Raw genomic sequence first — 22,531 nt, 5'->3', positions numbered from 1 at the left:
TTCCTTAAGCGGCGTACAACAGGCCGGACATTTCGTTGACGGCGTCGCGAAGCTTATCCGGACCACCGAAGCGGCGGGCGATTTCGCTCGGATTGCCGAACCCGGCCAGCGGCGGCACCTTCAAAATGCCCGGCAGGACGAACTGCGCGGCGCCGTGCTCGGCGTACTTCTCGAGCAGCGCCTCCAATACGATCCGCGCATCGGCGCCATACCGTTCGAAAAAATCGGTGCGATCTTGCTTGAGACGTTCCGCACGCTCACGTCGCGTACGGAGCGGCGCATTCCATGCGAGGTAGCAAAGCAGATCGAACGGATCGTCCCCGGGGCGGCCGGATTCTTCAGCTAGGGTCTCCAGATCGATACCCCGTTCAGCGAGCGCCTCGACGATCGCGTGGCGTTTGTCGGCGAGCATCCAGTCGGCGCGGAAACTTGCGGCAGTCGGATAGAGCGTTCGGACCTTCTCGCCGGTCCAGTCCGTCAGTTTCTTGCAGGTCAGCCGTTTGCCGTCCGTATCGAGTTCGTAGACCAGATGCGCAACCACTTCGACCGTGCCGCCATCGACGTACAGTTTGCGCGGTTCCCCGGACACCTCGTCGGCGGGAAGACCACCTTCGAGTTCCGCCCCGACGTCGTCCGGGGCCTCGGGCACAGGATTTTCTTCTTCCAGGGTGGTGATGATCTCACCGTCGGCATCGATCTCTGTGATCGTCTCCGTTGTCGGCTCGCCGTCGAAGTCCGGATCGGCGAATTTTTCGGTCGCGGTGCCGGTGTAGTCGAGGATGTTGAAGAACAATTTGCCGTAGTCTTCGCGCAGCCGGGTCCCGCGGCCGATGATCTGCTTGAACTCCGTCATCGATCCGACCACGCGCGCCAGCACGACGTTCTTGCAGGTCGGCGCGTCGACACCTGTGGTGAGAAGCTGAGACGTCGTCAGAATCACCGGGACCTTCGTCTCGACGTCCTGGAAACGGCTGAGTTTGCCCTTGCCGATGTCGCCCTCGTCGGCCGTCACGCGGCAGGCATAATCCGGATATCCCGCAATGAGATCGGCGTTGAGATTGGCGAGCGCCCGACGCATCTCGCTCGCATGTTCCTGGTCCACGCAGAAGACGATTGTCTTCGCGAAGCGATCGGTCTGCGCAAGGAAATGCGTGAGGTGGCGCGCGATCGCCTCGGTGCGAGCTCGCAGGGCCACGACCCGTTCGAAATCCTTGGTGTGATACTCATCATCGGGAATCTCGCGCCCGAAGCGGTCGAGTTCGCCCTTGGTCGGCCTCCACCCCGCCGCGTCATAGTCCGTGACGATGCGGTGCACGCGATAGGGCGCCAGGAATCCGTCCGCGATACCTTGCGCTAGAGAGTAGGTGTAGAGCGGCGCGCCGAAATAGTTGTAGGTGTCCCGGTTGTCTTCCCTCAGTGGCGTCGCCGTCATGCCGAGCTGATAGGCCGGCTCGAAATAGTTCAGAATGTCTCGCCAGTTACTGTCGTCGCGCGCGCTGCCGCGGTGGCACTCATCGATTATGATCAGGTCGAAAAAGTCTGGCGCATATTCCCGATACAAACCCGGCCGTCGTTCGTCGCTGGCGATAGCCTGGTAGATCGCGAAATAGATGTCGCGGCCGTGGCTGATTTCGCCATTCTCAATCTTGAACCGCGCGTCACCGAATGGCGCAAAGGTCTTGGCCATCGGGTCGTCGACGAGAATGTTACGATCGGCGAGGAATAGGATTTTGGGTTTGCGGAAGTCGCCGCGCTTGTTCCATCCGGCGGTCCACAGCCGCCAGGCGATCTGGAATGCCACCGCAGTCTTGCCGGCGCCCGTGCAGAGGGTGAGGAGCGCCCGCCGCTGGCCCGTCAGAACCACCTGAAGCGCCCGGTTGACGGCGATCTCCTGATAGTAGCGCAGCGGCTTGGCGGGATCGGGGAACCCCGGCGCGAGCAGGCGCTCGGCGGCTGCGTCATCGGTCAGACCGAGACCGGCCCGTTGCCGACCCCACAGCTCGGCAGGCGTGGGAAAATCGTGTCGTAGGGTTTCCAGTCCGGTGAGAAAGTCGAATTCGAGAATCTCCGCGCCATTGGTAGCGTAAGCGAATTTCAGGCCGAGAATTTCGGCGTAGTCCTTGGCCTGCTGCAGGCCATCGGCGGCGGATTTATACGCAGCCTTTGCTTCGACGACAGCGATCGGGTAGTCGGCGCGGTAGCGCAGGATGTAGTCGGCACGCTTTTGCCGGCCGCGCTTCGCCTTGCCACCGATGAAGATCACGCGACCATCGGTGAAGGTCCGTTGCTCGTTGATTGCGTGGGGCGCGCCTTCCCAACCTGCCGTCTGCAGGCGGGGAACAACGAATTTTCGACAGGTGTCCGCTTCAGTATTCACCTAGTCTCTCCACGTGGCCGCCCTGCTCGTCTGGTACGTGGCGCCAGCGACTTGTCGCCCGATTTCCAAGCTTTGACGTTCTGTGCTTTCCACCGCAGTGCCGGACTGGCTTCCATCGAGGCGCGCACGTTCTCCGGCACGTCCAGAGAAGACACATCGATCTCACCCCGATCGAGCACGCCGTCCAGAAATGCCCTCTCCCCCGCCGTGAACTGAAACAGCGGCGTGAGCTTCTCCCGGCACTCTGCCGTGACGTTCTCGATCCAGGCCGCCGGACCGCCAAAAGCATCGAAATACCGGTCGTGCAGGCACATAGTCAGCTTGCCGGTGATGTCGCCGACCTCGCATCCGATCTCGTCTGGCGAGGCCGTGCGCCAATCGAAGCTCTTGGCGCTCGCACCGATCATCAAGGTGCCCGCCTTGATCTTCGCCCAGTCAAGACCCGGCATGGCGACGATCCGGTGCGCATCGAACAGATCACGCGCCGTGCGTCGCGTGACGAGCGCGACCATCTTGCCGGCGACGATCTCATGGATGTCGAGAACCGGCACGTTCGTGGCTCGGTAGGATCCGATTGTCGCCGAGGACATGCGATCCACACCGTAGAGAGGGCCGCGGTAGAGATAGTTGATATCGATCTCGATCGTTCCCGCCCCACCGAGCGCGGAGGCATAACGGTAGATCCATTTGCCGCCGGCGTGTTCGGACGGCTCACGCCGCGCGGCATAGCCCTTTGATTCCATCAGCCGCTCGATCCGGTCCTCCAGTCCCGGCCGATCCACATCCATCTGCTCTTTCTCGATCGCGCCGACATAGTTGACGTCGATATCGACCGAGAGGCGGTCCAGATCGGAATGGAAGACGTTGAGCGCCGTGCCGCCCTTCAAGGCGATCCGTGACCCGATCAGCGTGTCGGCGCCGAAGGCATCGAGAATGTCGATCAGTCGGATCACACGCTCCAGTGTTGCGGGCTGGAGCTGCCGCTCGGCCGCGATGTCCTGAAGTGTTTCTCGGGACGCGACCATCAGACGCCTTCAAAGGTGGCGTCGACCGCCTGCGCTGGGAGAAGCACGCGCCATGGCTCGACGAGCACCGCATGACCGGGTTCGGCGCCCAGCGCATAATGCTTTGATCGCGGAAGCCGTGTTCGCAGGCGCGCCAGGACGTGGTCGGCGACCCCGAGCGCGACGCGCCGCCTCTCGAGCCACCAGCCGGAAACGGAGGCGAGCGAGCGGTTGTCCAGCAATTCGACATAGTCGGCAACCTTCGCCGGATCGAGATAGCGCACCAGGTCCAGCGACTTCAGGACTTCCTCGGTGCCGCCGGCGAGTTCCGGCCGGTGCAGAACATCGACGACCGTGCGTTCGACCGCCGTCACACGGACCGTCACGCCCTGCCGGTCCATAGTCGCGGTCAGGTAGTCGGCCTTGCCTGTTGCCGCCAACGCCTTCGGCGGGGTGACGAAGCGGCAGGCGCCAAATGGCAAGTCCACGCGTTCTGTGCGTCCGGCGCTGATGAGCTGAACCTCGTTGAACTCGGAATAGGCCATGCCATGCAGCTCGAGCGCGGAGTGAAACCCGAGAACGCCATCGGGGCGGAGCTTGCTCGCCGCAGCGAAGCGGTCGATTACCATTCGCTCGACCGCCAGGTGGGCCGGCACCGCGGCAAACACCTCGCGACTGACGCGCTTGATGTTGCCGGCCCGCAGATGATGCCGGAGCAGGCTCGTAACATTGGCCCCGCCCGCCGGGTGGCCGAAGGCCGCCGCGAACTCAGCCCGGGTGAACACCGGATGAGCCGACAGGAAACTGGCCGTTTTGTGCTGGCGAGGTTGCATAGTTGGTCTGTGATTCTGCGTCAAAGTGGGTAGTAAATAGCCATTTTGACGCATATTTGTCAACAGACTCCTTTCTGCCGACGAAAGCCGTGCCGTCCTATCAGTCGTTAAAAATGTACTGTATAGGGTATAAAATGCCCCTTCCAGCGCATTTTCAAGAACAAAACGACCCTACGCGTCATCGAACCCGTGGCCTCGACATAGCCACGAATACGCAAGTCTGAGGGGAAGGCCTTCCCCTGCGGCCGAGCCAAGGTCTCGGCCGACCCCTGCTGCGGGGACACCCCGCAACGCCCCGAGAGTCAGAGTGCGGACGGGGTTTCCGTGACGGGTTGTGGGTCGAGAGAGAGGCTCCCGGCCGGCCCGTCATGGAGAATCCGCCATGACCCAGACAAGCATCCTCACCGAGCAAGACGCCTTCGGCGCCCCGCCGGTTTCAGCCGGTTATAAAGTCGACGTCTCGCGCGGCGAACGGATCGGGCGGGTGTCGTCCGAATGGTTCTCGCGGCCCGACGACGAGCGTTATCTGTCGCTGAGCGCCCTCTACGCCGCCGTTCGCGCGCGCGCCGACCGCGCCACCGCCCGCACGGTTGAGACCCGGACACTTCGTGTCGAAGCCAGTCGCGATAACGCCGAACGCCTGGCGTTGATCGTACCCGGCCGCGAGGAGCCCATCGCTCCCACGCACTGGTCGTTCGGCCAGATGTGCAGCCTGGTCGGCGCGCCCGCCGGGTATATGCGGCAGCTCCCTGCGCCGCTTGCCGGCATCAACATGCAGCACGGCTTGCTCGCGCACCGCGCCGAGCTGGTGAAGACGCTGGAGGCGGATGACGGGCGGATCGAACTGCGCGCCGTCACCGGCCCGGATTATGGCCGCATCTGGGACCATGAGCTGGTCGCCGCGGTCATGAAGATCGCCGGCGACGGCACGGGCGATACGCGCTGGAAAGTGCCGGGCCTGCTCGACTGGTCGACCATGACGCACAACCCGTTCGTCGAGGTGACCAAGGATACGACCACCCTCTACGCCTCCGATCGCGATGTCTTCCTCTTCCTGGTCGACGACACCCATCCGATCGAAGCCGGCCGCCTCCCCAATGGCGACCCCGACCTCTACTTCCGCGGCTTCTATTGCTGGAACAGCGAGGTGGGCTCCAAGACTCTCGGCATGGCGTCCTTCTACCTCCGCGCCGTTTGCATGAATCGCAATATCTGGGGCGCCGAGGGCTTCGAGGAGATCTCGATCCGCCACAGCAAGTTCGCCAGCCATCGGTTCGCGCACCAGGCGGCGCCCGCGCTGGAACGGTTCGCCACGTCGTCGCCCGCGCCGTTTCTGGCGGGCATCAGGGCGGCTCGCGAGCAGATCGTCGCCCGCAAGGACGAGGATCGCGAGAGCTTCTTGCGCAAGCGCGGCTTCTCGCGTCCCGAGACCGAGAAGATCATCGCCACCGTGCTGGAGGAGGAAGGACGGCCGCCGGAGTCGATCTTCGACTTCGTCCAGGGCATCACGGCGCTCGCCCGCGCCAAGCCGCATCAGGATGCGCGGCTGGAGCTGGAGGGCAAAGCCGCGAAGCTCCTTTCCAGCGTCCGGTAATTCCGGGAGGCGTGGAGCCGGGTCCGCGGCTCCACGCCTTTACGATTCCGCGCAGCCCCAGCCTCCCAGAGGAAGAGGGCTGCGCTCGCTTCGTGACGGGTTGAGGTCGAGAGAGAGTCTCACGGCCGCCCGCCATGGAGAATGACCATGACCCGAGTTCAGAAGATCGTCCTGTCCTCATCGCGGGACATCCCGTTCAACAAGCTGGTGCTGAGCCAGTCCAATGTCCGCCGGATCAAGGCCGGCGTCTCGATCGACGAACTGGCCGAGGACATCGCCCGGCGCACGCTCCTGCAGAGCATCACCGTGCGGCCGGTTCGCGATGCCGAAGGCGTCGAGACCGGCATGTTCGAGGTTCCGGCCGGCGGCCGCCGCTTCCGCGCGCTCGAACTTCTGGTCAAGCAGAAGCGCTTGGCCAAGATCGCGCCCGTGCCCTGCGTCGTGCGCGAGGACGGCATTCCCGAGGAAGACAGTCTCGCCGAGAACGTTCAGCGCGCGCCGTTGCATCCGCTCGATCAGTTCCGAGCCTTTCTGGCGCTGCGTGAGAAGGGCCAATCCGAGGAGGACATCGCCGCGGCCTTCTTCGTCGCCGTGTCGGTCGTCAAGCAGCGCCTCCGCCTTGCGTCCGTCTCGCCCAAGCTGCTCGACGTCTATGCCGACGACGGCATGACGCTGGACCAGCTCATGGCGTTCACCGTCAACGGCGATCATGAGCGTCAGGAGCAGGTGTTCGAGCGCCTGAGTCAGTCCTATTCCAAGGAGCCGCATGTCATCCGCCGGATGCTCACCGAGGGCGCCGTGCGGGCGTCTGACAAGCGAGCGCAATTCATCGGCCTCGACGCCTACACCGAGGCGGGTGGCGTGATTCTGCGCGACCTGTTCCAGGGCGACGACGGCGGCTGGCTGCAGGATGTCGGTCTCCTCGACATGCTGGTGGCCGAGAAGCTGCGGGAGCAGTCCGAGGCGATCCGCGCCGAGGGCTGGAAGTGGATCGATATTGCGCCCGACTTTGCCTACGGCCACACCTATGGCCTGCGGCAATTGCGCGGCGAGCAGATTCCGCTCACCGACGATGAGCAGGCGACGCGCGATGCGTTGCAAGCCGAGATGGACGGCCTGGAGGAGACCTACGCCGAAGCCGAGGAACTGCCCGACGAGGTCGATCAGCGGCTCGGCGAGATCGAGACGGCGCTTGCCGCCTTCGATGATCGCCCCCAGGCCTTCGATACCGAGGAGGTCGCGCGAGCTGGCGCCTTCGTCAGCATCGACGGTTCGGGCGCCCTGCGCATCGAGCGCGGCTATGTCCGCCCCGAGGACGAACTTCCGATCGCCCCGGAGAACGACGCCGAGACCGATCCGGCCGACGAGCCGACGATCGCGGCGCGGACCGAGCATGACGGTGCGAGCGTGCCCGCAGGCACGGAGCCTCCTGCGGATGAGCCCGAGGAAGACGATGGTATCAAGCCGATCCCCGACCGGCTGATGACCGAGCTGACGTCCCATCGGACCCTCGCGCTTCGCCACGCGCTGGGCGAGAATCCTGACATCGCCTTCGTCGCCGCGCTTCACGCCCTGTGCCTCAAGGTGTTCTATCGCTATGCGCAGGACACCTGTCTGGAGCTCGATCTAAAGAGCGCCGGTTTCAGCGCTCAGGCACCGGGCCTCGCGGACAGCACGCTCGCTGTCGCTTTCGACGCCCGGCATCGGGCTTGGCTCGCTGCCCTGCCCAAGGAACCGGTCGAACTTTGGGACGGGCTTATGACGTTCGACGGCGACAGCCGTCAGGCGCTCTTCGCTCATTGCGTCTCGCTGTCGGTCAACGCGATCTATGAGGCGTACAATCGCAAGCCTCGCGCGCTGGCCCATGCGGACCGGATCGCCCAGGCCGTCGATCTCGACATGGTCGCAGCCGGTTGGACCCCGACGATCGACACCTATTTCGGTCGGGTGACCAAGGCCCGCATCCTCGCAGCCGTGCGGGAGGCGAAAGGTGCGCGCGCGGGCGACCGCATCGAGCACCTGAAGAAAGCCGAGATGGCCGAACAGGCCCAGACGCTGTTGGCGAAGTCCGGATGGCTTCCGGAGCCGCTGCGCACGCCCGGTCGCGATGTGCCGAACGGCGTTGAGACCGACGCCATCGACGCCGCGGAAGCAGACGCCGATGCAGCGAGCGTAGAAATGGCGGCGGACGGCGGCGAAACGGCCGTGGTGGAAGATGAGGAACTGGCCGAGGATGACTCGGTCGCGCTCGAAGCCCACGCGACCGCGGCCGAATAACGAAGGAGCCAACCGCACTGCCAGGGGCCCGCCAGCGATGGCGGGCCCTTTTTCGTTTCGGAGGACACGATGTCGGACAATGCATCCGATCTGGCGCGCCGTATGGCCGGACAGGCTGAGGCGGTCTGTCGTCATTATCTTTCCAACGGCCGCCGTGAAGGACGCTACTGGCTGGTCGGCGACGCTCGCAACACGCCGGGCCGCTCGATGTTCGTCCGGCTGAAGGGCGGCGACAGCGGCAAGGGTGCGGCCGGCAAATGGACCGATGCCGCCACGGGCGAACATGGCGATCTCCTCGACGTCATCCGCGAGAGCTGCGGTCTGGTCGACTTCAAGGACATCGCCAAAGAGGCCCGGACCTTCCTTAGCCTTCCGCATCCCGAGCCTGAGCCGCAACCACGGCCGCGACAGGCGCCAGCTCCGATCGGATCGCCGGAGGCGGCACGCCGGCTCTTCGCCATGTCGCAACCGATACCGGGCACGATCGTGGAAACGTACATACGCCAACGCGGCATCACGGCTTTGCACGGCACCGGATCGCTGCGCTTCCACCCGCGATGCTATTACCGGCCGGACGAGCATAGTCCGACCGAGAGCTGGCCGGCGATGATCGCATCCGTCACCGATCTCGGCGGGCGGATCACCGGCGCGCATCGCACCTGGATTGCACCCGACGGCAGCGGCAAGGCGCCGATCGACACGCCCAGGCGAGCGATGGGCGACCTCCTCGGCCACGCAGTCCGGTTCGGCGTGGCACACAACGTGATGGCGGCCGGCGAAGGCATCGAAACCATCCTGTCGTTGCGCATGGCAGCGCCCCGTATGCCGATGGTCGCCGCGCTCTCGGCCGCGCACCTCGCAGCCATCCTGTTCCCGGCAAGACTCCGCCGACTCTACATCGTGCGCGACGACGATCCGGCCGGCGACGGCGCGCGCGATAGCCTGATCGACCGGGCGAACGCTGCCGGCATCGAGGCAATTGTCCTGTCGCCGACGCTCGGGGACTTCAACGAGGATCTCAGGCTGATCGGCATCGTCGCACTCTGGGCCAACATCCGCGTCCAGCTCGCCCCGGAAGATGTCGCACGCTTCATGGCGGTCGAAGCGGTGTAGTCCGGACGGCGACCGCAGTGTTGCCAGCGGCGCGCCGTCACACGATCGCTCTGGCTGCTTCCCATCTCGTCGGAAGAGACCGCGCCCCGGCCTTCGAGAGGGCGATCGGCCGTCAAACGGTCCGGCCCGGCAATGGCTGCGCCCGGTTCTTTTCCGCCGGCCCTTCGGGCCTTTGCATCGCGAAGCAAAACAACCGGGCTTCGCCATCCTCCGCTGACGCTTCGGCCCTGCGCTTCGCTTCGGGTGCAGGCCCGGCCCGCCCGACGGCTTTCGTCGCCAGAAGGCCGCGAGGGTCGCGGTCAGACCGACGAAGGAGCATCCCATGACGAGCGATCGCGACGACTTCGAGCCCCATCACGCTTCATCGCCTACCGACCACGTTCTCACCGAACTTCAGCTTTATGGCTTCCGCCCCTTCCAGGACGAACTCGACCCGAGGCCGCTGCCCGAGGGAAACGCCGTCGCCGGCGCCATCGCCGACATCTTCGATGCGCTGATCGTCACCTTGCAGGACACCCGCCTCGAGCCCGACCTCGACGATCTGCTCTGGTCGACGGTCAATCTCTTCCACCGCGCCACCGGCCGGATCGAGCGCGAGCTCGACGACAACGAGCAGGCGCAGCGGCGGAGCCAGCGAGAACAGGACGGCTCCGAGGTGAAGTCCGTCGAGCTGGAGCGGCTCACCGCTGAGGGTCAGACGCTGATCGAACGCCGTGACGCTTTCGAATTGATGCGCGACCAGGCCGCCGAGCACTTCGAGCGAGATACCGGATCATCCTGGCGACCGCACAGCGGATCGATGGTCAACCACCGCACCATGACCTCGGCCATGATCGACAGTCGCGATTTTCTCGCCGCCAAGCGGCGTGCCGAAACCGAAGTGATGCTACCGGCAGGTCCGAAGATCGCCCTCACTGGCGGTCTCGACTTCAACGATCACCGGCTCATCTGGGCCAAGCTCGACCAGGCCCACGCCAAGCATCCCGACATGGTGCTACTGCATGGCGGGTCGCCGAAGGGCGCCGAGCGCATCGCTGCCCGCTGGGCCGACCATCGAAAAGTGCCACAGGTCGCTTTTAAGCCCGACTGGACGAAACACGCCAAAGCAGCGCCTTTCAAACGCAACGATCAATTACTGCAGATCCTGCCGATCGGCGTCATGCACTTCCCGGGCACCGGCATTCAGGACAACCTCGCCGACAAGGCTCGCAAGCTCGGCATTCCGGTCTGGAAATTCGGCAAAGGCGGCGCGTGAGCGCCGCCTAGCTCAATTCGATCTTCCAGAATCTCAGCACTTCCTCCACATCGTCCTTTGGATAGTGCAGAAAGGCCGCGTTCGCGATGTCGGCCTTGATCCTCTGCTTGCGCTTGGCGATCTCCCGCTCGATCCGCGCGCTGAACGGAGCCGTGCCTGGCGGCAGTACACCCCGGCGATCAGGGCTCGGCCAGCTCTTCGGATAGCCTTCTTGAATCCAGCCAGCTCTCACCTTGTTGGCTTGGTCGGCGACCGAAGGATGCTCGCAAGCCCATCCGTAGAGGTGAAAGGCGCAAACCCTTAGCATGGCCTTGACCTCGGGCAGCGTGTCGGTGAAGCCCTTCAGCGATGTCGGCAGCCACACCATGTTGGCTACACAGGAGAAGTAGCGAGGATCCTGGACGACGTTGCTCCGTTGCGCGAAGGACGGATCGTCGTAACCCCAGATATGGCACACAGTCCAATTCTTCGGCTTGGGCGACGCGACGTCGAGGGCCGCGACCAGCGCGTTAAGCGCGGCAACATTGCCTTCGAACTTCTCGCCCGTGACGCCAGTCGCCTTGCGCGTATTCGTGTATCGGCGCGTCCATCCCGCGTCGTAGAGCGGCCGCCCCCGCGCGGTGTGCGGAGCCCAAATCGGCAAGGCACGGAAGGTGTCCGGATGGACCCACCGCGCCGTGCGCTCGATTAATTCCACCACGGCCGGGATGTCGTCCCGAAGCGCCTCGTTACCGTCAGGTATGAAGAATCCGCCAGCCACGCTCCACCGCCATTCTCCCCTTATCGCCCCTGCGCGGTGTGCCCCGGATTGAGTCCCGCGCTGGGGAACTGGAAGTCGTCCCTCTACCAGCTTGGCAACGCATAGCACCGGAAATCATGCCTGATTCCCGCTCCCGCGACTGCACAAGTTAGACTATAGTTGGTTTGCGCCGTGGTGGTGGTGGAAGGCGCGACCGTCAGACATTTTCTCACGGGAGACCTTCGCCATGATCTTCATCGGCATCCTCGCCAGCATCGCGGCCATCGGCACGCTCTGCTGGCTCTTGTTCACGCTCGCCGTGTTCGCGCTGCCGCTCTTTGCAGGCGTTACCGTCGGCGTATGGGCCTATCAGACTGGCGCCGGGTGGGCTGGCGCCATCGTCATCGGCCTTGTCACCGCCGCACTGACGTTCGGCATCGGCCAGTTCCTGCTCGCCTTTGTGCGACCCCTGTGGCTACGGTTCGCGATCGCAGTCGCCTTCGTCGCGCCCGCTGCGCTCGCCGGCTATCACGCCACCCATGGCATCGTGAAGCACACCATGCCGTCCGACACTTGGCAGATCGTCTTTTCCGTCGTTGGTGCGATTGCTGTCGGCGTCACGGCGTTCGTGCGGGTTACGGCCATGGCTGCGCCCGGACCAGCCGCCGGGAACGTCGCGCACGGCTGACACCGTAGAGCTGCGGAGCGTGCCTAGTCGCCGGAGCGGACCGAGTGAACGGAACATATCTTGCCATCGCTATGGCGCTGATCAGACCCGGCATTGTGGCGCTTATTTCCGTGGCAATTGCTTCGGAGACTGAAACGCTCACGCCACGTTGGCCTGGATCGTGGAATGGCGACTCACGACTGATGCGCGCCGCGGCCTGCACGCCGAGCGGGTCATCGATCGCGTGAATCGTTCCTGTGATCTCGACGGTTGCAGCGAGGTCGCCACGTTCTCCGTTGCTCGGTCTCTGTCTGGTCGACCGCTCCAAACGGCCTCTTCAATGGGCTGATCTGGCCGAAGGTCGGCTACGCCTCGATCGCCTATGCGGCAATGGCGCCGATCGCCTTTCTTCCCCTGCCGGCTGCGCCGTCATTCCTCGCGAAACAAGAAAGTTGCCTGGCTGCCATCCTCCGCTCCGCTTCGGCCTGCGAGCAGGTGCCGCGTCGATCGCCTCCGGCCTGTCGATCGCCATCGAGGCCGCAATGGTGCGGGCTCGGAACAGAGTGCAAGGAGAACTATCATGGCGACCATCGGCACCTTCAAGAAGTCCGGCTCCAACGAGTTCACCGGTCAAATTGTCACCCTCAGCGTCCAGGCCAAGAACGTTCGCATCGTCCCCGAGGCCAACCGCTCCGGCGAGAACGCCCCCAGCCACCGCGTCTTCGCTGGCCGCGTCGAGATCGGCGCCGCCTGGTCCAAGCGCAGCAACGAGGGCCGCGATTATCTGGGCCTCAAGCTCGACGATCCGAGCTTCACCGCCCCGATCTACGCCAACCTCTTCGACGACGAGGAGGGCGAGGGTTACAGCCTCATCTGGTCACGCCCCAACGGCCGCCGCTCCGACTAGCCGGCCCGCGACTCCCCGCCCGATCCTCGGGCGGGGCAAGTCGTTTAAGATCCGCGGTTTCGGCTTCGTGCAATGTCGGCTTTACGCCTCGGCGGTTTATCGGCTTTGTGCCTTTCCGCCGATCAGAAGTGCGACTCGGGCAGACTCACTTCTCACCCTTCTTTACCGTCTCGTCGAGCAGATCGACCGGCCTGACATCCAACGCTTCCGCCAAATGCCACATCGTCAACAGCGTGACATTCTGCTGGCCCCGCTCCATGCCGCTCACATAAGCGCGGTCCACACCCATTTTCACGGCGACCGCCTCCTGGCTCAGACCGGCCGCGATGCGATACCTCCTGACGTTGGCTCCAAAGATCCTGCGAATGTCCATCCGCAGGATAGGAAACAAATGTGCATTATATCGCTACGTGTTATAATACACGGCCATGCCGCCTGCGCGTGATGCCGCCAGTGGGCTGCCGCGATGCGTGAAAAGCATCAGGAAATTTCACTTGTTGGTCTGGCGTGCCTTGGCGGAGCCGATACGATCAATTAACCAAGACAGATGGACGCGCCGATGATCACGATGGCCTTCCTGGATCGTCCGCCCGAGAGCGACCGTCTCACGGCCTACGATGAAAGCCATCTCGCCGCCTATATCCGGTTGCTCGACGCCGACGCGGAAGGGGCCGATTGGCGTGAGGCGGTGCAAATCATATTCGGATTCGACTCCGACGATGACCCCGAACGCGCTCGCGTTATTCATCAAAGCCATCTCGCCCGCGCCCGCTGGATGACGACCACCGGCTATCGCGAACTCCTCCGTCCCCGCGTGTCCTAAAGCAAGACACTCTTCGGTTGTGGGAGGCATCGCGCCGCCCAGATTCGGGGACTTCCGTCACATCTCGTCGGCGGCAACTCTTCGCACGCAAGGGGTCACTCTGAGCGCGAACGAGGAGACGCGTATGGCCGAGCCGCCCGATTGGCGATTGCAACAAACCGAACGCGCCCTGAACCGGCTGGAGCGGCAAGGCTTCGCGTGGGAATTTCTGCGCCGCAATCCCGAGTATCGCAGCGAGTACGACCGCTTGCGCAGCGTGCTGGCGAGCGGACCAGACGCTTCGCATAGGAGCGCCGCCCCGCAATGGGGGTTACGCTTTCCTGATCGATCCCGACCGCTCCCCTCATGAGACCGCGATTTTTTGGCGACCCGAACTCGTCGCCAGCGTACTCCTGCTTGAAGCCGCGCCGACGGTGTTTCGGATGGCGCGACGGCTCGAACAACTCGACCTCGCCCACGCGACGCCGCACGCGCAAGGCGCTGGCGCCATCGTGCTGGCCGACGCCGGCGGTGACCACCACTTAGTCGTCGGCGCCATCAACCCGACTCAACCGCTCGCCGTGCTGCTGCCGCTCGACGACAGCTTCCACATCCGCGCTGAAGCGGCGCTGCGATTCCAACGCCGTCTGTTCGGACGCCCCGCCGGTCCGCTACCGCGCGCGCTCACGCTCACGCCGCGTCACCGCTTGCGGCTGGTGCGCATGGTGCGCGCCCTGGACGGCCGATTATCAGGTGCCACTTATCGCGAAATCGCCGGCGTCCTGTTCGATACGCCGGGCCAGTCCGCCACCGAATGGAAAACGTCGCCCATCCGTGCGCAAACGATCCGCCTGGTCAAGGACGCCCAGACAATGATGCGCGGCGGCTATCTCCGCTTGCTCGCCGGCCGCTGACCCACGCGCCAGCTCCTCTCCACCTCGCCGAGGGGGTACGCGCTCGCAGGGGTCTCACTCCGTCATCCACCCTGACGCCGGTGGTTCGCCATCGTGGTCGCCGCTTCGCCACTGCACGCCGGCGGGGCAGCCGATGCCCCGGAGGCCCCAATGTCAGCAGCGCGACTCGACTCCCCGCCACGCTATCTCCGCACACCTGAGGCCGCGCGCTTCCTCGGTCTGTCTGGTCGCACGCTGGAGAAGCACCGCACCTACGGCACGGGACCGGTTTATCGCAAGCTGGGTGGCCGCATTGTCTATGCGCTCGACGATCTGCAAGCTTGGGCCGATCGCGGCACACGGCAGTCGACGTCGGATCCGGGCCACGGTGTTGTCCACCCTGCGAAGCGACAGGCGACGCCCGCCGGGGGAATGCCCGTGCGCCGCGGCGGCGCGTCATGATCGTCGCGCTCCTCAATCAGAAGGGTGGCGTCGGCAAGACGACGCTCGCGCTGCATCTAGCCGGCGAATGGGCTCGGCGAGGAAAGCGCGTCGTGCTCATCGACGCCGATCCCCAAGGCTCGGCGCTCGACTGGTCGCAGCAGCGAGCGCGCGAAGGCCTCGGACGCCTGTTTGGTGTCGTCGGTCTGGCGCGAGATACGCTTTATAGCGAAGCGCCGGAACTGGCGCGAAGCGCCGACCATGTGGTGATCGACGGGCCACCGCGTGTCGCTAGCTTGATGCGGTCCGCGCTGCTTGCCGCCGACCTGGTGCTGATCCCCGTGCAGCCATCGCCTTTCGATGGCTGGGCGTCCGCGGAGATGCTCTCGCTGCTCGGCGAGGCGCGTATCTACCGCCCCCAGCTCGCCGCCCGCTTTGTGCTGAATCGGTGTGGAGCACGCACGGTCATTGCCCGCGAAACGGCCGAGACGCTCGCCGATCACGATCCGCCGGTACTCACCAGCACCGTCGGCCAGCGCGTCACCTTCGCCGACGCGGCGCGCTCCGGCCGCCTCGTCTCGGAGATCAACGAACGCAGCCCCGCCGCGCGCGAGATCACCGCACTTTGCACCGAGATCGGGAGGATCGCGCCATGACGGACCGATCCCACAAACGTACCTTCACTGCACGCCCAGCCGATCCTGAGAGCTGGGTCAAAGCCCCCGATCCGCGCCCCGCGCGCGGCGGCGACGCCGCCAGTTTCACCGCACGCCTCACCATCGACGTCACGCCCGACATGCGCGGCCAGATCAAGATCGTCGCGTTCCAGCGCGGTGTAACTGTCGCCGACATGCTGCGCGAACTGCTCGCCCGCGAATTTCCCCCAACTGAAGGAGGCACGCCATGAATGGCGCTCCTGACCTACGTCGCGTTGCGACGCCGACCGTGGTTGGTCTGACCCACGTCGAGCTGACTTGGATTGAGAAGAAGATCGAATACTGGGTCAGGTTCGGCCAGGACGTCCACGAACAGATTCTCGATCGCCGCCGCCGCGTCGTCAGCTTCCCGCCCCATAGCGTCTTCGCGTTTGTCCGTTGGGCGGCCAATGACTTCGGGACGATCATCTCACGCATCGACATCGTGCGCGCGATCTCGCCGGGCGAGCCCTATCAGACGCTGCCCTTCGTGCGCCCCGGCGGCGATATTCTGCTGAGGATGGACGGCTGGCCGAAGGTTGAACGCGTTCTGCAGATCGTCGACGCCATCGAGTCGATCGGCATCAATCCCGCCGAGGTCTCGCCGCATCATTGGCGACACGTTCACAATCGTCTTGCTGCCGGCCAAGAGCCGCGCGGCTACACGGCCGAGCAGCATCGCGCCATCCTTCTGCGCCGAAGGGTGGAGCCATGACCCGCTTCGGCTACGTCATGACGACGTACTTCACCGTGATGCTGATCGGTGGGCTGTCCTTTGTCCACATCACGCCCAGGCTGATCTGGAACGCGTCCGCCAGCACCCCGATCGGACTCTATTCACTCGATCGGCCGCCGCAGCTCGAAGTTACGAACCTCGTCGCCGTCGACGCCCCGGAGCCGCTCGCATCGTTCCTCGCCGAGCGTGGCTACGTGCCGCGTAGCGTCCCCCTCATGAAACGCGTCGCCGCTCTTCCCGGGCAGCAGGTCTGCCGCACCGGCGAACACGTCACAGTTGACGGCATCGCCATGGGCGAAGCGCTGACGCGCGACCGTCTCGGTCGCGATCTGCCCGTCTGGCAGGGCTGCCGGCGCATCGCCGACGGCGAAATCTTCCTCATGAACTGGTCCGTCGAGGACAGCCTCGACGGTCGCTACTTCGGTCCGATTTCCACCCGCTCGATCATCGGTCGCGCAACGCCCGTGTGGACCGATGAAGACGGGAGCGGCCGCTTCCAGTGGCGCGCCGCGACGCGGTGAACGACGCGCCTATCCGACCTCACCGCACAGCAAAGGAGTCTTCCCATGCCGCAGATCGGCGAATTCACCCGCACCAAGAATGGCTACGCCGGCCACATCCGCACGCTCTCGCTCGACGCCGAGATCGTGCTCATCCCCGCCGAGCACACCGACGCCGAGAATGCGCCGGACTATCGTGTTCACCACGGCGATGATGACGGCCCCGAGATCGGCGCCGGATGGAAGCGGACCGGCGAAAAGGCCGGCGATTACGTGTCGTTGCAGATCGACGATCCCACGTTGGCCCAGCCGATCCGCGCGAACCTGTTCCAATCGACCGAGGACAAATCCGCCTGGAACCTGCACTGGAATCGTCCGCCCAAGCGCGGCGAGCGAGACTGAACGATGTGCGGCCCGCGCTCTCAAACTGTCGTCGGGCGGCCAAACGCCGTCCGACTGACAGCCTTACTTCTCCTTTCCGGCCTGCTCCTCGCCGTGCCGTTCAGCGCCACAGCGAACGCTCAGAATGCGCCGGCCACGCGCACGGCGCCAGCCCATCCGTTCGCGGCGTACATTGAAGAGGCCCAACGGCGTTTCGGCATCCCGGCTGCGTGGATTCGCGCCGTCATGCGCGCAGAAAGCGCTGGCGATGTGCGCGCACGCTCCTCTGCCGGCGCGATGGGCTTGATGCAGCTCATGCCAGACACCTGGGCGGAGCTGCGCATTCGTCATGGGCTCGGGCGTGACCCGTTTGATCCGCGGGACAATATTCTGGCCGGCGCCGCGTACTTGCGCGAGATGTATGATCGCTACGGCTCACCTGGCTTTCTCGCCGCCTATAACGCGGGACCGGGGCGCTACGAAGAGTATCTCGCGGGCCGCCCGTTGCCGGCCGAAACCCGCGCTTATGTCGCCGCCTTGATCCCTTCCTTCGGCGGCGGTGAACTGCCCGGTGCGATCACTGTCGCCGCAACCGATCCTCAAACATGGACCCGCGCACCGCTCTTCATCACGCGCGTTGGCGGCGTGACTGGCGTCGATCGAGCGCAGACCGAAAACCCTCCGAACCACGCCCCGGCTGCAGATCCGGTGCGTGAGACTTCCGCAGTCACGCCGCAGTCTGCCAGCCTGTTCGTCGCGCGAACCGGCAGTGGAGACCCACGATGATGAGCCTGGGCCTCTTTCGCAGTCTGGCGTGCCCCGTCGCATCATGGAGGGCGCAGACGGGGAAGCAGGGCAACACGACCGCACGATGGCAGGATAAAGGGGCGCGATGTGCGCCTCGGTTCGGTTGTGCTTTTTCAAGGGCTTACGCAGAGAATTCGCGAGGTGCGCCTGACCGGCGCAGCCTGCGGCTTCCGCGATTCTCCAAGATTCTCCGCGCGATGGCGCGATGTGCGACTGCGCGCCCATGAGCAGCGAGGACGATTTCCGTATCCGGCCAGGCCGTATTCGCTCAACGAGCGCGCAACGCGCCCGACCGTTCATCGCCCAGGCACTCGCTGCCGCCCAACGCGCCGGCGGCTCCGTCTCGCGCAAGGGCACGATCGGGCCGGGCCACCGTTCTCGGTTCGGCAAGGGTCAGCGCGCGTCGGTGCAGGCCAACCGGCTCATCAACTCCCACTCACGCGGCGTCGTTGTCAAAGCGCGTGTTGTCCGCCACGGCGGACGCAACGCGCCGCTCGGGACGCACCTCAATTATCTGCGCCGCGAGGGCGTCACCCGGGATGGAGAGAAGGCCCGGCTGTTCGGGTCGGGCGTCGATGACGCTGACCCTAAGGGGTTCGCGGAGCGGTGCGAGAACGACCGGCATCATTTCCGGTTCATCGTCTCGCCCGACGATGCCGTGGAGATGTCCGACCTCAAGGGCTTCACTCGCGAGCTGGTCGGTCAGATGGAGAAGGACCTCGGCACCAAGCTCGATTGGGTCGCCGTCGATCACTGGAACACGGAGCATCCACACGTCCACCTGATCGTCCGCGGCGTGCGCGAGGATGGCGAAAACCTCGTCATCTCCCGCGACTATATCAAGGAAGGCATGCGGGATCGGGCGCGGGATCTGATCACCCGAGAACTCGGACCGCGCACCGACCATGAAATCCGCCGCACGCTCGAACGTCAGATCGAGACCGAGCGCTGGACCAATCTTGATCGGCAGCTCGCCCGAGACAGCTACCGCACCGGTATCGTCGACGTCGCACCGCGGCCCGACCGCCAGCCCGACGAATTTCATGCGCTCAAAGTCGGACGCCTGCGAAAGCTTGAGTCCCTCGGCCTCGCTGATCAGATCGGTCCCGGCCAGTGGGCGATCTCGGAGAACGCCGAAACGACGCTGCGCCAACTCGGTGAACGCGGCGACATCATCAAGCGCATCCATCGCAGCCTGATCGAACACGGCATCGAACGCGGTGCGTCCAACTATGTGCTCGCCGGGGAAAGCCTGGACGATCCTGTGGTCGGTCGGCTGGTCGCCCGCGGTCTCGACGATGAGCTGAAGGGTACAGCCTATGCCGTGGTCGACGGCACGGACGGTCGCACCCATCACATCAAGCTGCCGGACCTCGACGCCGCCGGCGACAGCGCGCCCGGCTCGATCGTCGAGCTGCGCAGGTTCGATGACGCGAAGGGACAGCGTCGCGTCGCGATGGCAGTCCGGTCAGACCTCACCATCGAGCAGCAGGTCACGGCGACAGGTGCGACCTGGCTTGATCGACAGGCGATTGCCCGCGAGCCGGCTGCGCTCGGCGGCGGAGGCTTCGGCGCGGAGGTGCGCGAAGCCCTGGACCGGCGCGCCGAACACCTGATTGCGCAAGGTCTGGCCGAACGTCAGAACCGTGGCGTCAGCTTCAGCCGCAACCTGATCGAGACGCTGCGCCGGCGCGAGCTGGACGCCGTGGGCGCCAAGCTCGCCGCAGAGAGCGGCCGCCCATTCAATAAGGCCGCTGCGGGGGAATACGTCGCTGGCGCCTACCAGCGGCGCATGGCACTCGCCTCCGGCCGCTTCGCGATGATCAATGACGGCCTTGGCTTCCAGCTCGTGCCCTGGTCCCCCTCACTCGAAATGCAGCTCGGCCGTGATGTCTCCGGCCTCGCCCGAGGCGACGGCGGCATCGATTGGAGCTTCGGCCGCAAGCGGGGGCTGGGCCTGTGAACCGCGGCCATCAAGAAAGGACTCCGCTATGTCGGCCACCAAAATCCTCTGGGGCCAAGTCCTTGTCGTCTCCCTCATTGTGCTTGCGACCACCTGGGCCGCGACGCAGTGGACGGCATGGCAACTCGGCTTCCAGCCGCAGCTCGGCCGGCCATGGTTCGAACTCTTCGGCTGGCCGATCTACCATCCGCCGGCCTTCTTCTGGTGGTGGTACTTCTACGATGCCTATGCACCGCACGTTTTCGTCGAGGGCGCCTATATCGCGGCATCGGGTGGCTTTATCGCCATCGCGGTCGCCATCGGCATGTCGGTCTGGCGAGCGCGCGAGGCCAAGAATGTCGAGACCTACGGCTCAGCGCGGTGGGCGCGAGCCGATGAGGTGCGGGCCGCCGGTCTGCTTGGGCCCGACGGCGTCGTGCTCGGCAAGTTCGACCGCGCCTATCTTCGCCATGACGGGCCAGAGCATGTGCTGTGTTTCGCGCCGACCCGCTCTGGCAAGGGCGTCGGCCTGGTGGTGCCATCGCTGCTGACCTGGCCCGGCTCCGCCATCGTTCACGACATCAAGGGCGAGAACTGGCAGCTCACCGCCGGCTTCCGCGCCCGACATGGACGCGTGCTGCTGTTCGATCCCACCAACGCGAAGTCGTCGGCCTACAACCCGCTACTCGAGGTCCGCCGCGGCGAATGGGAGGTCCGCGACGTCCAGAATATTGCTGACATCCTGGTCGACCCGGAAGGCTCGCTGGAGAAGCGGAACCACTGGGAGAAAACGAGCCACTCGCTTCTCGTTGGGACGATCCTTCATGTCCTCTACGCGGAGGCGGACAAGACGCTCGCGGGCGTCGCCGCCTTCTTGTCCGATCCGAAGCGGCCGATCGAGTCCACACTCGCCGCCATGATGAAGACCGCGCATCTCGGCGACGCGGGGCCGCATCCCGTCATCGCCTCTGCCGCGCGCGAGCTGCTGAACAAATCCGACAACGAGCGCTCAGGCGTCTTGTCGACCGCCATGTCGTTTCTCGGGCTCTATCGCGATCCGGTCGTCGCCGAGGTAACCCGCCGCTGCGATTGGCGGATTACCGACATTGTCGGCGGGCCACAGCCATCGACGCTCTATCTCGTGGTGCCACCCTCTGACATCGCCCGCACCAAGCCGTTGATCCGCCTGATCCTCAATCAGATCGGACGTCGGTTGACGGAGGATCTCAATGCTAAGGGGCGGCGGCATCGGCTGCTGCTCATGCTCGACGAGTTTCCCGCGCTGGGGCGGCTCGACTTCTTCGAAAGCGCCTTGGCGTTCATGGCGGGCTACGGACTCAAGAGCTTCCTGATCGCCCAATCACTCAATCAGATTGAGAAGGCTTACGGGCCGAACAATTCCATCCTCGACAACTGCCATGTGCGTGTCAGCTTCGCCACCAATGACGAGCGGACGGCAAAACGCGTCTCAGATGCCTTGGGGACGGCGACCGAGATGCGCGCGATGCGCAACTATGCCGGACATCGGCTCAGCCCCTGGCTCGGGCATCTGATGGTATCGCGATCGGAGACGGCGCGCCCGCTGCTGACGGCCGGCGAGGTGATGCAGCTCCCGCCCGCCGACGAGATCGTGATGGTGGCCGGCACACATCCGATCCGAGCGAAGAAGGCGCGCTACTTCGAGGATCGCCGCTTTCAGGAGCGCATCGCGCCACCGCCAGCGCTCGCAAAGCTGGCCACCGGAAAGCCGGACGATTGGAGCGCGATGCCGTTGCCGTCGCGGCCGCAGCTCGATCCCGTCGCTCCACAGGACGGCACAGGTGACGACGACCCGACCGGCTCGGAGCGTCGTCGGCAACCCGAGCTGACGACGGCGCGGACTGTCGAGAAGAAGGCTCCGATCGACAATGAGTTCGACCTCGATGGCGCCGACGATGCCGATGACGACACCGCCCGTGCGGGCCGGCTGAACCAGGTCATGCGGGGGGTCGCGCGGCAGGTCTCGCTCGACCCCAATGACGGCATGGATCTCTGAGCGCACCGATGACGAAAATTCGGAAGAAGCAGCGGCTCTCGATCTATCTTGATCCGGACGTCACGAAGGCGCTGGCCGCCTATGCTGCGCGGCGCGACCAATCGCGATCTCTGGTCGCTGAAGCGGCCATCGCGTCGTTCCTGTCGCCGGATGCAGCCGAGCGCCAGGAGGCAGCAACCACCAAGCGGTTGGATCAGCTCGACCGGCGCATGACGCGGATGGAACGCGATCTCGGTATTTCCGTCGAAATGCTTGCGGTGTTTGTCCGCTTCTGGCTCACCACCAATCCGCCGTTGCCAGAGCCCGCTCAGGCAGCCGCACGCGCGCAGGCCGGCGAGCGGTACGACGCCTTCGTCGCCGCACTCGGGCGGCGACTCGCGAAGGGACCCAAGGTGCGTGAGGAGATTTCCGAAGACATCGCAGGCATCGCGAGCGCGGAATAACCATCGCGTAGCGCGTCGCAAGAGTCCGGCAGTTCCGCCGTCTCCCTGTCTTTCTACGCCAGAGCACTACGACCCCGTTCTGCTTGTTGT

General features: G+C 65.0%; 24 protein-coding genes. 19 read left to right on the top strand and 5 right to left on the bottom strand.

The window, feature by feature from the left end; all coding sequences use genetic code 11:
- Window positions 1-4: 4 nt before the first annotated feature.
- From hsdR to DKG75_RS16060, 3 genes are read right to left on the bottom strand one after another with little or no spacing between them, the layout of a single operon-like run.
- Window positions 5-2,377 carry an EcoAI/FtnUII family type I restriction enzme subunit R gene (gene hsdR / locus DKG75_RS16070; RefSeq protein ID WP_109922179.1) on the bottom strand — a complete coding sequence of 791 codons (2,373 nt, stop codon included), beginning with the start codon at window positions 2,375-2,377 and terminating at the stop codon, window positions 5-7.
- On the bottom strand, window positions 2,374-3,402 hold the full coding sequence (locus DKG75_RS16065) for a nucleotidyl transferase AbiEii/AbiGii toxin family protein (RefSeq protein WP_109922178.1): 1,029 nt from the start codon (window positions 3,400-3,402) through the stop codon (window positions 2,374-2,376). The genes hsdR and DKG75_RS16065 overlap by 4 nt, the downstream gene beginning before the upstream one ends.
- The gene (locus DKG75_RS16060) at window positions 3,402-4,214 is read right to left on the bottom strand and encodes a type IV toxin-antitoxin system AbiEi family antitoxin domain-containing protein (protein WP_166646498.1); all 813 of its coding nucleotides are present in this window, start codon (window positions 4,212-4,214) and stop codon (window positions 3,402-3,404) included. The genes DKG75_RS16065 and DKG75_RS16060 overlap by 1 nt, the downstream gene beginning before the upstream one ends.
- 382 nt (window positions 4,215-4,596) lie before the next feature.
- Here DKG75_RS16060 and DKG75_RS16055 point away from each other — a divergent pair, with 382 nt between their 5' ends.
- From DKG75_RS16055 to DKG75_RS16040, 4 genes are all read left to right on the top strand, one after another.
- Window positions 4,597-5,808, top strand: coding sequence for a DUF932 domain-containing protein (locus DKG75_RS16055; RefSeq protein WP_109922176.1), 1,212 nt, complete (start codon window positions 4,597-4,599; stop codon window positions 5,806-5,808).
- 147 nt (window positions 5,809-5,955) lie between these two features.
- Window positions 5,956-8,085 carry a ParB/RepB/Spo0J family partition protein gene (locus DKG75_RS16050; RefSeq protein ID WP_109922175.1) on the top strand — a complete coding sequence of 710 codons (2,130 nt, stop codon included), beginning with the start codon at window positions 5,956-5,958 and terminating at the stop codon, window positions 8,083-8,085.
- A 69-nt stretch (window positions 8,086-8,154) separates the two neighbouring features.
- Entirely contained in the window at window positions 8,155-9,198 is a 1,044-nt protein-coding gene (locus DKG75_RS16045; protein WP_109922174.1) for a DUF7146 domain-containing protein, read from the top strand.
- A 322-nt stretch (window positions 9,199-9,520) separates the two neighbouring features.
- Complete coding sequence (locus tag DKG75_RS16040) at window positions 9,521-10,453, top strand: DUF2493 domain-containing protein (protein WP_109922173.1); 933 nt, start codon at window positions 9,521-9,523, stop codon at window positions 10,451-10,453.
- Between the two features lie 7 nt (window positions 10,454-10,460).
- Here DKG75_RS16040 and DKG75_RS16035 read toward each other — a convergent pair whose 3' ends face one another.
- Complete coding sequence (locus tag DKG75_RS16035; RefSeq protein WP_243746542.1) at window positions 10,461-11,213, bottom strand: hypothetical protein; 753 nt, start codon at window positions 11,211-11,213, stop codon at window positions 10,461-10,463.
- 226 nt (window positions 11,214-11,439) lie between these two features.
- Between DKG75_RS16035 and DKG75_RS16030 the strand changes: the two genes are divergently transcribed.
- Complete coding sequence (locus DKG75_RS16030) at window positions 11,440-11,880, top strand: hypothetical protein (protein ID WP_109922172.1); 441 nt, start codon at window positions 11,440-11,442, stop codon at window positions 11,878-11,880.
- Between the two features lie 559 nt (window positions 11,881-12,439).
- Window positions 12,440-12,766, top strand: coding sequence for a DUF736 domain-containing protein (locus DKG75_RS16020; RefSeq protein WP_109922170.1), 327 nt, complete (start codon window positions 12,440-12,442; stop codon window positions 12,764-12,766).
- Window positions 12,767-12,911: 145 nt separating this feature from the next.
- On the opposite strand, the gene DKG75_RS16015 is transcribed toward DKG75_RS16020, so the two are convergent.
- Window positions 12,912-13,157 (bottom strand): helix-turn-helix domain-containing protein, encoded by a 246-nt coding sequence (locus DKG75_RS16015; protein WP_425319014.1) that lies wholly within the window; start codon window positions 13,155-13,157, stop codon window positions 12,912-12,914.
- Window positions 13,158-13,325: 168 nt separating this feature from the next.
- Between DKG75_RS16015 and DKG75_RS16010 the strand changes: the two genes are divergently transcribed.
- From DKG75_RS16010 to DKG75_RS15950, 13 genes are all read left to right on the top strand, one after another.
- On the top strand, window positions 13,326-13,589 hold the full coding sequence (locus DKG75_RS16010) for a DNA -binding domain-containing protein (RefSeq protein ID WP_109922332.1): 264 nt from the start codon (window positions 13,326-13,328) through the stop codon (window positions 13,587-13,589).
- Window positions 13,590-13,713: 124 nt separating this feature from the next.
- Window positions 13,714-13,938, top strand: coding sequence for a transcriptional regulator domain-containing protein (locus tag DKG75_RS16005; protein WP_109922168.1), 225 nt, complete (start codon window positions 13,714-13,716; stop codon window positions 13,936-13,938).
- A gap of 73 nt (window positions 13,939-14,011) precedes the next feature.
- The gene (locus DKG75_RS16000) at window positions 14,012-14,482 is read left to right on the top strand and encodes a DUF2285 domain-containing protein (protein ID WP_109922167.1); all 471 of its coding nucleotides are present in this window, start codon (window positions 14,012-14,014) and stop codon (window positions 14,480-14,482) included.
- Window positions 14,483-14,632: 150 nt separating this feature from the next.
- Window positions 14,633-14,923: a helix-turn-helix transcriptional regulator gene (locus DKG75_RS15995; protein ID WP_109922165.1), complete on the top strand. Its 291-nt coding sequence runs from the start codon at window positions 14,633-14,635 to the stop codon at window positions 14,921-14,923.
- On the top strand, window positions 14,920-15,558 hold the full coding sequence (parA, locus tag DKG75_RS15990; protein WP_109922163.1) for a ParA family partition ATPase: 639 nt from the start codon (window positions 14,920-14,922) through the stop codon (window positions 15,556-15,558). The genes DKG75_RS15995 and parA overlap by 4 nt, the downstream gene beginning before the upstream one ends.
- Window positions 15,555-15,809 carry a hypothetical protein gene (locus tag DKG75_RS15985; protein WP_109922162.1) on the top strand — a complete coding sequence of 85 codons (255 nt, stop codon included), beginning with the start codon at window positions 15,555-15,557 and terminating at the stop codon, window positions 15,807-15,809. Before parA ends, DKG75_RS15985 begins: the two co-directional genes overlap by 4 nt.
- The gene (locus DKG75_RS15980; protein WP_109922160.1) at window positions 15,806-16,312 is read left to right on the top strand and encodes a DUF2840 domain-containing protein; all 507 of its coding nucleotides are present in this window, start codon (window positions 15,806-15,808) and stop codon (window positions 16,310-16,312) included. The genes DKG75_RS15985 and DKG75_RS15980 overlap by 4 nt, the downstream gene beginning before the upstream one ends.
- Entirely contained in the window at window positions 16,309-16,854 is a 546-nt protein-coding gene (locus DKG75_RS15975) for a S26 family signal peptidase (protein ID WP_109922158.1), read from the top strand. Before DKG75_RS15980 ends, DKG75_RS15975 begins: the two co-directional genes overlap by 4 nt.
- A 45-nt stretch (window positions 16,855-16,899) precedes the next feature.
- Entirely contained in the window at window positions 16,900-17,235 is a 336-nt protein-coding gene (locus DKG75_RS15970; RefSeq protein WP_109922156.1) for a DUF736 domain-containing protein, read from the top strand.
- Between the two features lie 3 nt (window positions 17,236-17,238).
- On the top strand, window positions 17,239-18,000 hold the full coding sequence (locus DKG75_RS15965; RefSeq protein ID WP_109922154.1) for a lytic transglycosylase domain-containing protein: 762 nt from the start codon (window positions 17,239-17,241) through the stop codon (window positions 17,998-18,000).
- Between the two features lie 244 nt (window positions 18,001-18,244).
- Window positions 18,245-19,984 (top strand): relaxase/mobilization nuclease domain-containing protein, encoded by a 1,740-nt coding sequence (locus tag DKG75_RS15960; RefSeq protein ID WP_109922152.1) that lies wholly within the window; start codon window positions 18,245-18,247, stop codon window positions 19,982-19,984.
- Window positions 19,985-20,012: 28 nt separating this feature from the next.
- Window positions 20,013-21,998 carry a conjugal transfer protein TraG gene (locus DKG75_RS15955; RefSeq protein WP_109922150.1) on the top strand — a complete coding sequence of 662 codons (1,986 nt, stop codon included), beginning with the start codon at window positions 20,013-20,015 and terminating at the stop codon, window positions 21,996-21,998.
- Between the two features lie 8 nt (window positions 21,999-22,006).
- Complete coding sequence (locus DKG75_RS15950) at window positions 22,007-22,441, top strand: ribbon-helix-helix protein, CopG family (protein WP_109922148.1); 435 nt, start codon at window positions 22,007-22,009, stop codon at window positions 22,439-22,441.
- Window positions 22,442-22,531 lie beyond the last annotated feature (90 nt).

Source organism: Zavarzinia compransoris (assembly GCF_003173055.1).
GTDB lineage: Bacteria > Pseudomonadota > Alphaproteobacteria > Zavarziniales > Zavarziniaceae > Zavarzinia > Zavarzinia compransoris.
The sequence above is the reverse complement of the archived record's forward strand: the minus strand, read 5'-3'. Positions and strand labels throughout refer to the sequence as shown.